Origin of the sequence: Raineyella sp. LH-20, from assembly GCF_033110965.1 — a bacterium.
Classification (GTDB): Bacteria; Actinomycetota; Actinomycetes; order Propionibacteriales; family Propionibacteriaceae; genus Raineyella.
The window spans coordinates 1,425,040-1,438,950 of the sequence record NZ_CP137003.1; the positions used below are offsets into that span (position 1 = coordinate 1,425,040).

The following is a 13,911-nucleotide window of genomic DNA, read 5'->3' on the forward strand; positions in this document are numbered from 1 at the left end:
GTCCTCCGGCCGGGCCTGTGCTCAGGCCAGGCTTCGCCTGGCCCCGGCCGGCCGTTGGGTACGGTCGACGGCGATCCGCTGGTGCAGGGTGTGCGACTGGCCGGGGGCCAGGGTGATCGCCGAGGAGCCGATGTTGGCGGCCTCGACGCACAGCATCTCCTGCCATTCGTCGTTGCCGAAGTCGCCCATCTTCACCGACTTGCCGACGAACGGGTTCCACACCACGGTCTGTGCCGAGCCGCGCTTGTTGATCCCCAGGGTCCTGCGCAGCGTCGGGTCCTTGACCGTGACGTCGCCGGCGTGCCGGTAGATCCGGTCGGTCTCGCCGACGACCACCAGCGAGCCGCGCTGCTGGTAGTCGCCCTCGAGCACCTTGTCGTGGTAGCCGCAGCCGTCGAGCCCGTCGACGGTGATCCGGCGGGCGTCGCCGACGTGCAGGTAGGTGTGCACCGCCTCCTCGTACGTGAACGGGGTGGTGCGGCGGGCGGAGGTCTGGACCTTCAGGTCGATGTCGAGCACCTGGCCCACGGTGTAGGTGATGTCGGCGGACCAGTCCCGGTCGAGGTCCTCGATGCCCTCGAGGTCGACGTCGTGGCCGTCGAGGTGGAACCGCAGCCGGACGCTGTCCGCCACCGGGGTGGCTTCGGCGAGCCGCCACGGGGTCAGCCGGGCGACGCCGTGCGGCGGGTAGTGTCGCCCGTCGCGGCCGGCGCCGAACCAGGGGAAGCACAGCGGGACGCCGCCGCGGATCGCCGCACCATCCTCGAAGCGGGACTTCCGGCTCAGCCAGACGACCGGGTCCTGTCCGGCCGGCTGCCACCCGGTGAGGTGACCTCCCTGCAGGTACGCCTCCGCCGTGCACGAATCGATGGCGACTCGCACCATCGGCAGACCTCCGCGGCCCGCCTCGAGGGTGACACCGTCGGGCAGCTCAGACTTGTCCATGGCGTCACGGTAGCCGGTGGAGCGCCCGGTGGGCGAGGATGCGGCCCGGTGGGTGAGGGTTCGGCCGGTGGATGAGGGGACGGCCGGTCGGTGAGGGGGCGGCCCGGCCGGACGGGGCGGGCCTGCGGCCATAGTCTTGCCTCATGCAGTCTCCCGTTGATGCCACCGCCACCGAGGCCTGGGAGCGGCTGAGCTCCCTCGCCCACGACTACCGACCGAACATGCGTACGTGGTTCGCCGAGGACCCGGGACGCACCGAGCGATTCTCCTTCACCGCCGGCGACCTCTTCGTCGACCTGTCCAAGAACTGGCTCGACGGGACCGTCCTGTCGGCGCTGGTCGATCTCGCCGACCAGGTGCAGCTGACCGACCGGATCGACGCGATGTTCCGCGGTGACCGGATCAACGTCACCGAGGACCGTTCGGTGCTGCACACCGCGTTGCGCAAGCCGGCCGGCCAGTCGCTGATCGTCGACGGCAAGGACGTGGTGACCGACGTCCACGGCGAGCTGGAGCGGATCTACGCCTTCGCCCGCCGGATCCGTTCCGGGGAGTGGCGCGGCGTCACCGGCAAGACCATCCGGACGATCGTCAACATCGGCATCGGCGGCTCCGACCTCGGCCCCGTGATGGCGTACGAGGCGCTGAAGCCGTACGGCCAGCTGGGCCTGGAGTGCCGGTTCATCTCCAACATCGACCCGACCGACGCGGCCGAGAAGACCTTCCTGCTCGACCCGGAGACCACGCTGGTCATCGTGGCGTCGAAGACGTTCTCCACGCTGGAGACGCTGACCAACGCCCGGACCGTACGCAACTGGCTGATCTCCAGCCTCAAGGACCGCGGCGCGATCGTCGAGGGCCAGGAGGGTGAGGCGGTCGCGAAGCACTTCGTCGCGGTGTCGACCGCCCTCGACAAGGTCGCCGCCTTCGGCATCGACCCGGCGAATGCCTTCGGCTTCTGGGAATGGGTCGGCGGGCGCTACTCGGTCGACTCGGCCGTCGGCACCGCACTGGCCGTCTACATCGGCCCGGAGAACTTCGAGGCCTTCCTCGCCGGCTTCCACGCGATGGACGAGCACTTCCGTACGACGCCGATCGAGCGCAACGTCCCGGCGCTGATGGGCCTGCTGAACATCTGGTACACCAACTTCCACGGCGCCCAGTCGCACGCCGTGCTGCCGTACGCCCAGTACCTGCACCGCTTCCCGGCCTACCTGCAGCAGCTGACCATGGAGTCGAACGGCAAGCGGGTGCGGTCGGACGGGACCCCGGTGACCTCCGACACCGGCGAGATCTTCTGGGGCGAGCCGGGGACGAACGGCCAGCACGCCTTCTACCAGCTGATCCACCAGGGCACCCGGCTGATCCCCGCCGACTTCATCGCGGTCGCCAATCCGGCGAACCCGACTCGGGACGGCGAGAACGACGTGCACGAGATGTTCCTCGGCAACTTCTTCGCCCAGACCAAGGCGCTGGCGTTCGGCAAGACGGCCGACGAGGTGCGGGCCGAGGGCACCCGTGAGGAGATCGTGACGGCCCGGGAGTTCCCCGGCAACAAGCCGACCACCTCGATCATGGCGCCCGAGCTGTCTCCGTCGGTGCTGGGCCAGCTGATCGCGCTGTACGAGCACATCACCTTCACCCAGGGCACCGTCTGGGGCATCGACTCGTTCGATCAGTGGGGCGTCGAACTCGGCAAGGCCATGGCCAAGGAACTGACCGGTGCGGTGGCCGGCGACGAGACGGCGATCGAGGCCCAGGATCCGTCGACCCGGGCGCTGATCCGCTACTACCGCGCGGAGCGGCGCCACTGAGGCATCGCCTCGGTCTCTGCGGCCCTCGACTCCCGGTGGCACCCTTCGCCCGCGCGTTTCTGCCTGTTTGCTCGGCGGGAACGTGCGGGCGAGTCCGTCCCGCGTGCGGCGAGTCCGTCCACGGGGAGTGTCCTGGTGTGCTCGGCGCGTCGCGCGGGGAAGGCATGTGTCCTCCAAACTTCCATAGGCCTGCCCTATGAAAGTTTGGAGGACACCAACCTGGGTGGCGGGCCCGCAGAGTCGTCGGCCCGTACGAGTCGGGGCCCGCAGAGTCGTCGGCCTGTACGAGTCGGGGGTCGCAGAGTCGTCGGCCTGTACGAGTCGGGGCCCGCAGGGTTGTCGTATGGGTTCTGTTAGGGGACCGACCGGTGAGGGGCTGACGCGGGTTCCATCGGGGGTGCGTCCATCGACGCCCGGGTCCTGACCGGGACCCGGCCCTTCGTCAAGGAGCTCCCATGCTCGACGTCATCTTCATCGTGGGGATGATCGTGCTCTTCGCCCTGTTCGCCCTGCTCGGCAAGGCGGTGGAGCGACTGTGATCGTCGTCGACCTCGTCGCCGCCGTCCTCGGCGTGGCGGCCCTGGCCTACCTCGTCGTCGCGTTGCTGAAGCCGGAGTGGTTCTGATGACGGCCCTCTACACCGTCGCGGCACTGCTCACCGTGGTGGTCGTCCTGGCCGTCCTGCACCGCCCGCTGGGCGACTACATGGCCTGGATCTTCACCTCGCCGAAGGACTGGCGGGTCGAGACCGCCCTGTACCGGCTGATCGGCGTCGACCCCCGGTCGGAACAGACCTGGCGCGCTTACCTGCGGGCCCTGCTCGCCTTCTCGCTGGTCGGCCTGCTGCTGCTCTACCTGCTGCAGCGCCTCCAGCAGTGGCTGCCGTACTCGCTGGGGCTGGGCGCCCCGTCGCCGCACCTGGCGTTCAACACGGCGGCCTCCTTCGTCGGCAACACCAACTGGCAGTCGTACGCCCCGGAGTCGACCCTCGGCTACACCGTGCAACTGGCCGGCCTGGCGGTGCAGAACTTCGTGTCCGCGGCGGTCGGGATCGCCGTCGCCGTCGCCCTCGTCCGGGGCCTGGCGCGACGTACGTCCACCACGATCGGCAACTTCTGGGTCGACCTGCTCCGTTGCACCCTGCGCCTGCTGCTGCCGATCTCGGTGATCGGCGCACTCGTGCTGCTGGTCGGCGGCGTGGTGCAGAACGTCGACGGGTTCACCGGCATCACCACTCTCGCCGGGGCATCGCAGAGTGTGCCCGGTGGCCCGGTGGCCTCGCAGGAGGTGATCAAGCTGCTGGGCACCAACGGCGGCGGCTTCTTCAACGCCAACTCCGCCCACCCGTTCGAGAACCCGTCGGCCTGGACCAACGTCCTCGAGGTCCTGTTGATGCTGGTCATCCCGTTCTCGCTGCCGCGGACCTTCGGCACGATGGTCGGCGACCGGCGCCAGGGCTACACGATCCTCGCCGCGATGGCCGTCCTCTACGTCGCGTCCTTCGCGATCCTGACCGCCCTCGAGGCGCATGGGGCAGGGACCGCGCCGCAACTCGCCGGTGCCGCGATGGAGGGCAAGGAACAGCGGTTCGGCATCATCGGCTCCACGCTGTTCTCCACCACCAGCACCACCACCTCGACCGGCGCCGTCGATGCCATGCACGACTCGTACACCGCGCTCGGCGGGATGCTGACGATGATCAACATGATGCTCGGCGAGGTCGCTCCCGGCGGGGTCGGCTCGGGCCTGTACGGCATGCTCGTCGTGGCGGTCATCGCGGTCTTCATCGCCGGCCTGTTGATCGGTCGTACGCCGGAATACCTCGGCAAGAAGATCGGGCCGCGGGAGATGAAGCTGGCCAGCCTCTACATCCTCGTCGTGCCCGTGGTGATCCTCGCCGGAACGGCGCTCAGCTTCGCGCTGCCCGGCGTCCGGGAGAGCGTCACCGGCACCTCGATCCTCAACCCCGGTCCGCACGGCTTCTCCGAGGTGCTGTACGCCTTCACCTCGGCCGCCAACAACAACGGCTCGGCCTTCGCCGGGCTGACGGCCAGCACCCCGTGGCTGGACACCTCGCTGGGGCTGGCGATCCTGATCGGCCGGTTCGTGCCGATCGTCGTCGTGCTGGCCCTGGCCGGCTCGCTGGCGGCCCAGGACAAGGTCCCGGTGACCGCCGGGACGCTGCCCACCCACCGACTCCAGTTCGTCGGGCTGCTGGTCTTCGTCGTGTTGATCGTGAGCGCCCTGACGTTCTTCCCCGTCCTCACCCTGGGCCCGTTGGCAGAAGGGTTGCTCTGACACCATGTCCACTCCCACCACCACTCCAACGTCCGCGACACCGGCGGCGTCCGCGACACCGTCCGGCGGACACCCGAAGCACCCCCGTACGCCGCGCGGCGCCTTCTCCTGGCAGCAGCTGTGGACCTCGCTGCCCGGCGCCGTCGGCAAGCTCGACCCCCGCGTCCAGTGGCGCAACCCGGTGATGTTCCTGGTCTGGATCGGCGCCGCGCTGACGACCGTCCTGGCCGTCGTCGAACTGTTCCAGGGCGGTCCGGCCGCCTCCGGCGGGTCCGAGGTGCCGCGCTCCTTCACCTGGGCGATCGCCGGCTGGCTGTGGCTCACCGTGCTCTTCGCCAACCTCGCCGAGGCCGTCGCGGAGGGCCGGGGCAAGGCCCAGGCCGACTCGCTGCGGCGCACCCGCACCGACACCACGGCCCACCGGGTGCTGCGGCACGACGAGGCCACCGACCCCGGGGCCGAACGGGCCGGCACCGAGGAGGTGACCTCCTCCGACCTGCGCCAGCACGACGTCGTCGTGGTCTCCGCCGGGGAGCTGATCCCCGGCGACGGGGACATCATCTGGGGCATCGCCTCGGTCGACGAGTCGGCGATCACCGGCGAGTCGGCCCCGGTGATCCGCGAGTCGGGCGGCGATCGTTCGGCCGTCACCGGCGGCACCCGGGTGCTGTCCGACCGGATCGTCGTACGGATCACCTCGAAGCCCGGGGAGACGTTCGTCGACCGGATGATCGCCCTGGTCGAAGGGGCGTCGCGGCAGAAGACCCCGAACGAGATCGCGCTGTCGATCCTGCTGGCGTCGCTGTCGATCATCTTCGTGGTCGTCATCCTGACCCTCGACCCGGCGGCTTCGTTCGCCGCCAGTCCGGTCAGCGTCACCGTGCTGGTCGCCCTGCTGGTCTGCCTGATCCCGACCACCATCGGCGCCCTGCTGTCGGCCATCGGCATCGCCGGGATGGATCGGCTGGTGCAACGCAACGTGCTCGCCATGTCCGGCCGCGCGGTCGAAGCGGCGGGCGATGTCACCACCCTGCTGCTGGACAAGACCGGCACCATCACCCTCGGCAATCGGCGCGCCACCGCCCTGATCCCGCTCGGCGGGGTGGCGGACACCGAGCTGGTCCGGGCCGCGGCGCTGTCCTCGCTGGCCGACCCCACCCCGGAGGGCACCTCGATCGTCGAGCTCGCCGCCGCGGAGGGGTTCCGGGCCGATCCCGGCGCCGAGCCGGGTGTCATCGTGCCGTTCACCGCGCAGACCCGGATGTCGGGCCTGGACCTGCCGGACGGGACGATGATCCGCAAGGGGGCCGCCTCGGCGATCACCCGCTGGTTGCAGGAGGAGGGGAGGATCCCCAGCCGTGCTCTCACCGAGGTGCAGGAACACACCGAGCACATCTCCCGCAGCGGCGGCACCCCGCTGGTCGTCGCCGAGCGCGACGCCGCCGGACGGGGCCGGGTGCTCGGCCTGGTGCACCTCAAGGACATCGTCAAGGAGGGCCTGACCGAGCGGTTCGCCGAACTGCGGGCGATGGGGATCCGTACGGTGATGATCACCGGCGACAACCCGCTGACCGCCGCGGCGATCGCCAAGGAAGCCGGGGTCGACGACTTCGTCGCCGAGGCGGTGCCCGAGGACAAGCTCGCGCTGATCCGTTCCGAGCAGCAGGGCGGCCGGCTGGTGGCGATGACCGGCGACGGCACCAACGACGCGCCGGCGCTCGCCCAGGCCGATGTCGGGGTGGCGATGAACTCCGGCACGTCGGCCGCCAAGGAGGCCGGCAACATGGTCGACCTCGACTCCGATCCGACCAAGCTGATCGACATCGTCCGGATCGGCAAGCAGCTGTTGATCACCCGCGGCGCGCTGACGACGTTCTCCATCGCCAACGACATCGCGAAGTACTTCGCGATCATCCCGGCGATGTTCATGGGCGTCTTCCCCGGGCTGGCGGCGCTGAACGTCATGCAGTTGCACTCGCCGGCCTCGGCCGTGCTGTCCGCGATCGTCTTCAACGCGATCATCATCGTGCTGCTGGTGCCGCTGGCGCTGCGCGGCGTACGGTACCGCGCGCTCGGCGCCGCGCAGACCCTCAACCGCAATCTGCTCGTCTACGGGCTGGGCGGCATCATCGCACCGTTCATCGGGATCTGGCTGATCGACCAGTTGGTCCGCCTGATCCCGGGATTCTGACCGACAGGAGGTCGGACATGAACACCACCACTCGCGTCACCGGACGCACCCTCTGGGCGGCGCTGCGCGCCATGCTGCTCCTCACGGTGCTGCTCGGCATCGTCTACCCGCTGGTCGTCACCGGGGTCGGCCAGGTCGTCGCGCCCGCCCAGGCACACGGCTCGCTGGTCCGCGCCGCGGACGGCCGGCTCGTCGGGTCGGCCCTGATCGGCCAGTCGTACGCCGACGCCCACGGCGATCCGCTGCCGCAGTACTTCCAGCCGCGGCCCTCGGCGGCGGGGGAGAACGGCTACGACGCCGCCGCCTCCGCCGGCTCCAACCTCGGCCCGGAGAATCCGACGCTGGCCGAGGAGATCCGCACCCGGATCGACCAGGTGGCGGCCTTCGACCAGGTCGCACCCGACCAGGTGCCGGCCGACGCGGTCACCGCCTCGGCGTCCGGGCTCGATCCCGACATCAGCCCCGCCAACGCCGCGATCCAGGTCGATCGGGTCGCCAGGGCTCGTGGTCTGGCCCCGGACGTCGTACGATCCCTGGTCCAACAGCACACCAGGGGCCGTGACCTCGGCTACCTGGGCGAGCCGCGGGTGAACGTCCTGCAGCTCAACCTGGCCCTGGACACGTGGAAGGGATGACCGATGACTGATCGGGGGCGGCTGCGGGTCCTGCTCGGGGCCGCCCCCGGCGTGGGCAAGACCTTCTCCATGCTGGAGGAGGGGCTCCGGCTGCAGGACGAGGGCCGCGACGTCGTGGTGGCCGTGGTGGAGAGCCACGGCCGCGCGGCGACCGCCGCCAAGGCCGCGGGACTGGAGACCGTGCCGCGTCGTACGGTGTCCTACCGCGGGGTGGAACTGACCGAGATGGACCTCGACGCGGTGCTCGCCCGGCGTCCCGAGCTGGCGCTGGTCGACGAGTTGGCCCACACCAACGTGCCGGGATCGGTGCACGAGAAGCGCTGGCAGGACGTGCAGGTGCTGCTCGACGCCGGCATCGACGTCATCTCCACGGTGAACATCCAGCACATCGAGTCACTCAACGACGTCGTCGAGCAGATCACCGGCGTCCCCCAGCGGGAGACCATCCCCGACCACATCCTGCGGGCCGCCGACCAGATCGAGGTCGTCGACCTCGCCCCCCAGGCGCTGCGGGACCGGCTGTCCGGCGGGTTCGTCTATCCGGCCGACCGGATCGACGCCGCGCTGTCCAACTACTTCCGGCTCGGCAACCTGACCGCGCTGCGGGAGCTGGCCCTGCTCTGGCTGGCCGACGAGGTCGACCAGGCGCTGCTGACCTACCGCGAGGAACACGGCATCAGCAACACCTGGGAGGCCCGGGAGCGGGTGGTGGTCAGTCTGTCGGGCGGGCCCGAGGGGGAGACGCTGCTGCGGCGCGGTGCCCGGATCTCCGCCCGCTCCGTCGGCGGTGAACTGATCGCCGTCCACGTCACCAGCCAGGACGGCCTGCGCGCCGGACGCCCCGAGGCGTTGGCCCGGCAACGCGCCCTGGTCGAGAAGCTCGGCGGCAGCTACCACCAGGTGGTCGGCGAGGACATCCCCGAGGCCCTGGTCGAGTTCGCCCGCTCGGTCAACGCCACCCAGTTGGTGATGGGCGTCAGCCGACGGGGTCGCGTCCAGGCCGCGCTCACCGGGCCCGGCATCGGCGCGACCGTCATCCGTGACGTCGGCAGCATCGACGTGCACATCGTCAACCATGCCGCCGCCGGCGGCCGGTTCCAGCTGCCGCGGCTGGGCCGGGCGCTCAGCCTGCAGCGTCGGATCGCCGGGTTCGTGTTGGCGCTGCTCGGCGGCCCGGCGCTCACCGCGCTGTTGGTCAACGTACGCACCCCGGACGCGATCACCGCCGACGTGCTGGCCTACCAGTTGCTGGTCATCCTGGTCGCCCTGCTCGGCGGGATCTGGCCGGGGCTGTTCGCCGCGCTGCTGTCCGGTGTCTCGGTGGACTTCTTCTTCATGGAGCCGGTGGGGACCATCACCATCGCCAAGCCGGTGCATCTGATGGCGGTCGGCCTCTACGTGGTCAACGCGTTGCTGGTCAGTTATCTGGTCGACCGGGCCGCTCGCCGGTCCCGCTCCGCCCGCCGCTCGGGCATCGAGTCGGAGCTGCTGCAGTCCATCGCCGGCAGCGTGCTGCGCGGTCAGCAGGCGGTGCCCGCGCTGATCACCGAGACCCGGGAGGCCTTCGGGCTGAGCGCGGTCCGGCTGGTGCAGGACGACAGCGTGGTGGCCGCTGACGGTGACCCGGCGCCGACCGAGGTGCCGACCGCCCTCCCGGTCGGGGACCACGCCGTCCTCGAGCTCTACGGCGGCGACCTGCAGGCCTCCGAGCGGCGTCTGCTGGCCGTCATCATCGCCCAGCTCGAGGCGGCCCTGGAACACCGCGACCTCGAGGAGGTGGCCAGCGAGGTCGCCCCGCTGGCGGCCTCCGAGCGGGTCCGCAGTGCCCTGTTGTCGGCGGTCGGCCACGACCTGCGCCGCCCCCTGGCGGCGGCCGTCGCGGCGGTCAGCGGGTTGCGGGCGGCGTACGACCATCTCAGCGCCGACGACCGCGACGAGCTCCTCTCCACCGCCGACGAGAGCCTGGCGACCCTGTCGTCGGTGGTCACCGACCTGCTCGACGTCAGCCGGCTGCAGGCCGGGGTGATCGCGGTGTCGCTGAGCCCGACCGACCCCGCGGAGGTGATCGTGCCGGCCCTCGACGAGGTCGGCGTCGGCCCCGACCGGGTGGAGATCGACCTGGCGCCGGACTGTCCGCCCCTGCTGGCCGATCCGGTGCTGCTGCAGCGGGTGCTGGTCAACCTGCTGCTGAACGCGACCCGCCATGCCCCGCCCGGGACGCGGGTACGGATCGCGGCGAGCTCGTTCGGCGCCACCGTGCAGATCCGGGTCGTCGATCACGGTCCGGGCATCCCGCCGGAACGGCTCGACGACGTCTTCGTCCCCTTCCAGCGGCTGGGCGACACCGACAACACCACCGGCCTCGGGCTGGGACTCGCACTGTCCAAGGGCTTCACCGAGGGGATGGGTGGGACACTGACACCGGAAGACACCCCCGGCGGCGGGCTGACCATGGTGGTGTCGTTGCCGGTTGCCGACCCGGCACGGCCGGAGGGGGACTGACCGACGATGAAGATCCTGATCGCTGACGACGATCCGCAGCTCGTCCGCGCCCTGCGGATCACCCTCGGCGCGGAGGGCTACCAGATCGTCGCCGCGCCCGACGGCGCTCGGGCCATCCAGGCCGCGGTCGACCATCAGCCCGATCTCGTCCTGCTCGACCTGGGCATGCCGGGCCTCGACGGCATCGACGTCATCCATGCCCTGCGCGGCTGGACCCAGATCCCCGTGCTGGTCGTCTCCGGGCGGACCGGGGCGGCGGACAAGGTGGAGGCCCTGGACGCCGGCGCCGACGACTACGTGACCAAGCCGTTCTCCATCCAGGAGCTGCTCGCCCGGGTGCGCGCCCTGACCCGGCGGGTGCCGAGCGCCGAACCCGAGCCGATCGTACGGATCGGCGACGTGTCGATCGACCTGACCGCCCGCAGCGTGACCCGGACCGTCCGTGGCGAGACCCACCACGTACGCCTCACGCCGACGGAGTGGCGGGTGCTCGAGCTCCTCGTCCGCAACCCCGGCCGGCTGGTGACCCGCCAGACCCTGCTCACCCAGATCTGGGGGTCGGACCACGTCGCCGACACCGGCTACCTGCGCCTCTACATCTCCCAGCTGCGCAAGAAACTCGAGCCCGATCCGCACCTGCCGCGCTACCTGCTCACCGAGGCCGGCATGGGTTATCGGCTGGAACTGCCCGATCAGCCTCCTCGTCCGGGCAGGAATGCGTAGCCTGGGGACACGGCCGATCGTCGGCGCCGGCGCGGCCGATCCCATCCGACTTGAGCAGACATCCCGACTCGAGCACACATCGGAGGCATCGTGTCCGTCCACAAGGAGTTGCCCACCCTGGATGACCTGATGGAGCTCGCCGCGCCCCATCAGCTGGCCGTCACCGTGTACCTGCCGTCGGCTCCCACGGTGATCGGCAGGGCCGAGACCCGTACGGCCGTGCACAGTGCGATCACCGCGGCGATCGGACGGTTCCGGGAGACCGGCCAGCTGACTCCCGCGCTGGAGAGCGGCCTGCGGGCCCAGCAGGACGAGCTGGAGGCCGACCCGGAGGTGTGGGGGGCGTTGTCCTCGTCGCTGGCCGTCTTCCTCACCCCGGAGTTCCACACCGAATGGGTGCTGCCGAACAAGCTGGTCAGCCAGTGGCAGGCGTCGAGCTGGTTCGACCTGGGCCAGCTGGTCCGGGCGTTCGCCGGCGAACAGCACGCGTACGTGCTCACCCTGTCGGTGAACCGCTGGGCGCTGTGGGAGGCGACGCCCACCCGGCGGGCCGAGAAGCTGACCGTGGCCGGGGCCGAGGCGATCGCCGACGCGGCCGCGGCCACCAACCGCGACTCGCTGCGCGACGCCCGGGAGGACCGCCAGTGGTCCGGCGACGAGGGGCGTACGCAGCTGCTGGAGACGTACGCCTCGCGGGTCACCGAACTGGTCGATGCGACGCTGCTGAAGGCCGACCCGTCGGCCGACGTGCCGCTGTTCCTGCTGGCCGCGGAGCCGCTGCTGTCGCGGGTCCGGCCCGCCGACGAGCGTCGTCCGGTGGTCCGGGTCCCCGGGACGCCCGACGAGGCCGGCGCCGACCAGGTGGATCGTACGGTCCGCGACCGGTTGCCCGACCTGAACGCCCGCCGGATCAGCGACCAGCTCGCCCGGATCGCCGACGACACCGCCCAGGGACTGGTCGTCACCGAGCTGGCCGACATCGCCCGGGCGGCGGTGCAGGGGGCGGTCGACGTGCTGGTCTACGAGTTCACCGTCGACGTGCTCGGCACCTTCGACGAGGCGACCGGCGAGATCACCCTCGACGAGAACGGCTACGACCTGGTCTCCCGGATCGTGGTGGAGGTGGTCCGGCGGGGCGGCCGGATCATCCCGGTGCGCGACGCCGAGGTGACGTCGCCGGTCTGGAACGGGACGGCGGTGGCCCACCTGCGGTTCGCGGTCTGAGCGCGGCGGCCCCGGGGCGGGTGGGGGACCGGGGCCGCGGTCGTCGGCCGGGCCGGGTGGCTGGCCCCGCGGTCGTCGGCCGGGCCGGGTGGCTCGCATTGATAGCCTTTGGCGGTGCGCCCCTTCCTCCGGCGGCTGGCTCCCGAACTGGCTCCCGTCCCGATCCCTGTCCTGCTCGTGGTCATCGCGATCGCGCGCCACGGGGGGATGGGAGCGAGCCCCGACTCGTTGATGTATCTCCTCGGGGCCCGGTCGCTGACCCGCGGCCAGGGGTTCCTGGATCCGGCCGGCGTACACCAGACGCTCTATCCGCCGGGATACTCGGCCGTGCTGGCCCTCATCGACCTGCTCACCCCGATCAGCGTCTTCGCCGCCGCGGCGCTGGTCAATGTCCTCTCCGCCGCCGCGATCGCCTGGGCGACGGGAGCCCTGCTCCGTTCCGTCCCACTGTGGGTCCGGGTGGTCACCGCCGCGCTCGCCGGCGCGGGCCCGGCGCTGATGTTCATCAACGGTTTCATCTGGTCCGAGCCGCTCGCCATCGCGCTGATCATGGTCGCGCTCGTGCTGCAGGTGTCCGATCGGGAGACCCGGGGTCGATGGTGGCTGCCCGTCCTCGTCGGACTGGTGCTCGGGGTCGCCGGCCTGGTGCGTACGGCCGGCACCTTCGCCGGGGCGGCGATGATCCTCGGCTACCTGCTGCGTCGGCAGTGGTGGCGCTCCGTCGTGGCCGCGGTGCCCGCGGTGGCGCTGCCCGTCGGGTGGGCCGTCGTCAACCTGCTGCTCTCCGGCAACGCCGCGGGCGATCGGTCCAAGCCGATGGACGACGTCGCGAAGATGGTGATGGACGCGGTCCGCGTCGTCGGAGGATGGTTCGCGCCCGTGCGGCTCGCCGATCCGACCGCGCTCAGCGTGGTGCTGGTCGTGCTGGCGTTGGGCCTGGCCGCCCTCTCGTGCCGGGACAGGACCGGTGTCCTCACCACGGTGTACCTGGCCGGGCTGCTGCTGGGCACGGTGGCGGCGAAGATCTTCACCCCGATGGACCAGCTGGACGACCGGCTGCTGTCGCCGGTGGTGCCGCTGCTGGCGGTGGCGCTGGTGCTCGGCTGGGATGCCGTCGGGCGACGGTGGTGGGCCACCGTGATCGCTGTCCTGCTGGCGATCGGTGCCCTGGTGAACGCGGTGGAATGGCCGTCGCGGGACGACACGATGGTCGGGCCGGCATCGTTCGACTGCAGCGTGCTGCCCGGCGGTGTGCTGATGTCGGACTCCGACGGACTGATCGCCCTGCGGTGCGATCGCCTCGTCGAGCACGCACCGCGCCGCATCTACTACGACACGGAGATCCCCACCGGGGAGCTCCAGGCCTTGCAGGAGCGCGGGACCCGGGAGTGCGTCCACGTGGTGTACACCGCGGCGTCCCCGGGCTACTGGGAGAACAAGGCGGCGCTGCTGAGTGCCGGCCTGGTCGAGGTCTCGGTCGCGCCGGGGCTCACCATCCTGGACACGCCGGCCTGCGGCTGACGGTCCGCGGCTGACGGTCCGCGCTGACGGCGGCCGCTCCGGCGGCCCGCAACGGCGC

General features: G+C 71.1%; 10 protein-coding genes. 9 read left to right on the plus strand and 1 reads right to left on the minus strand.

Annotation, left to right across the window (positions count from 1 at the left end):
- Positions 1-21: 21 nt before the first annotated feature.
- Complete coding sequence (locus tag R0146_RS06220) at positions 22-945, minus strand: D-hexose-6-phosphate mutarotase (protein ID WP_317691995.1); 924 nt, start codon at positions 943-945, stop codon at positions 22-24.
- A 143-nt stretch (positions 946-1,088) separates the two neighbouring features.
- On the opposite strand from R0146_RS06220, the gene pgi reads away from it, so the two are divergent.
- The 9 genes from pgi (at position 1,089) to R0146_RS06265 (ending at position 13,853) form a co-directional block, all read left to right on the plus strand.
- Positions 1,089-2,759, plus strand: a complete 1,671-nt coding sequence (pgi, locus tag R0146_RS06225; RefSeq protein WP_317691996.1) for a glucose-6-phosphate isomerase — start codon at positions 1,089-1,091, stop codon at positions 2,757-2,759.
- Between the two features lie 535 nt (positions 2,760-3,294).
- On the plus strand, positions 3,295-3,384 hold the full coding sequence (locus R0146_RS06230) for a potassium-transporting ATPase subunit F (RefSeq protein ID WP_317691997.1): 90 nt from the start codon (positions 3,295-3,297) through the stop codon (positions 3,382-3,384).
- Positions 3,384-5,057, plus strand: a complete 1,674-nt coding sequence (gene kdpA / locus R0146_RS06235; protein ID WP_317691998.1) for a potassium-transporting ATPase subunit KdpA — start codon at positions 3,384-3,386, stop codon at positions 5,055-5,057. The genes R0146_RS06230 and kdpA overlap by 1 nt, the downstream gene beginning before the upstream one ends.
- Positions 5,058-5,061: 4 nt before the next feature.
- Positions 5,062-7,248: a potassium-transporting ATPase subunit KdpB gene (gene kdpB / locus R0146_RS06240; RefSeq protein WP_317691999.1), complete on the plus strand. Its 2,187-nt coding sequence runs from the start codon at positions 5,062-5,064 to the stop codon at positions 7,246-7,248.
- Positions 7,249-7,265: 17 nt separating this feature from the next.
- Positions 7,266-7,883 carry a potassium-transporting ATPase subunit KdpC gene (gene kdpC, locus R0146_RS06245; protein ID WP_317692000.1) on the plus strand — a complete coding sequence of 206 codons (618 nt, stop codon included), beginning with the start codon at positions 7,266-7,268 and terminating at the stop codon, positions 7,881-7,883.
- A 3-nt stretch (positions 7,884-7,886) separates the two neighbouring features.
- Complete coding sequence (locus R0146_RS06250; RefSeq protein WP_317692001.1) at positions 7,887-10,385, plus strand: ATP-binding protein; 2,499 nt, start codon at positions 7,887-7,889, stop codon at positions 10,383-10,385.
- 6 nt (positions 10,386-10,391) lie between these two features.
- Positions 10,392-11,108, plus strand: coding sequence for a response regulator (locus R0146_RS06255; RefSeq protein WP_317692002.1), 717 nt, complete (start codon positions 10,392-10,394; stop codon positions 11,106-11,108).
- A gap of 90 nt (positions 11,109-11,198) precedes the next feature.
- Positions 11,199-12,332, plus strand: coding sequence for a baeRF11 domain-containing protein (locus R0146_RS06260; protein ID WP_317692003.1), 1,134 nt, complete (start codon positions 11,199-11,201; stop codon positions 12,330-12,332).
- Between the two features lie 114 nt (positions 12,333-12,446).
- Complete coding sequence (locus R0146_RS06265; RefSeq protein WP_317692004.1) at positions 12,447-13,853, plus strand: hypothetical protein; 1,407 nt, start codon at positions 12,447-12,449, stop codon at positions 13,851-13,853.
- The last annotated feature ends 58 nt before the right edge of the window (positions 13,854-13,911 follow it).

Bases quoted from the DNA above. Each gene is read 5' to 3' on its own strand.
- R0146_RS06220 (WP_317691995.1), bottom strand. From the start codon at position 945: ATGGACAAGTCTGAGCTGCCCGACGGTGTCACCCTCGAGGCGGGCCGC.
- pgi (WP_317691996.1), top strand. From the start codon at position 1,089: ATGCAGTCTCCCGTTGATGCCACCGCCACCGAGGCCTGGGAGCGGCTG.
- kdpA (WP_317691998.1), top strand. From the start codon at position 3,384: ATGACGGCCCTCTACACCGTCGCGGCACTGCTCACCGTGGTGGTCGTC.
- kdpB (WP_317691999.1), top strand. From the start codon at position 5,062: ATGTCCACTCCCACCACCACTCCAACGTCCGCGACACCGGCGGCGTCC.
- kdpC (WP_317692000.1), top strand. From the start codon at position 7,266: ATGAACACCACCACTCGCGTCACCGGACGCACCCTCTGGGCGGCGCTG.
- R0146_RS06250 (WP_317692001.1), top strand. From the start codon at position 7,887: ATGACTGATCGGGGGCGGCTGCGGGTCCTGCTCGGGGCCGCCCCCGGC.
- R0146_RS06255 (WP_317692002.1), top strand. From the start codon at position 10,392: ATGAAGATCCTGATCGCTGACGACGATCCGCAGCTCGTCCGCGCCCTG.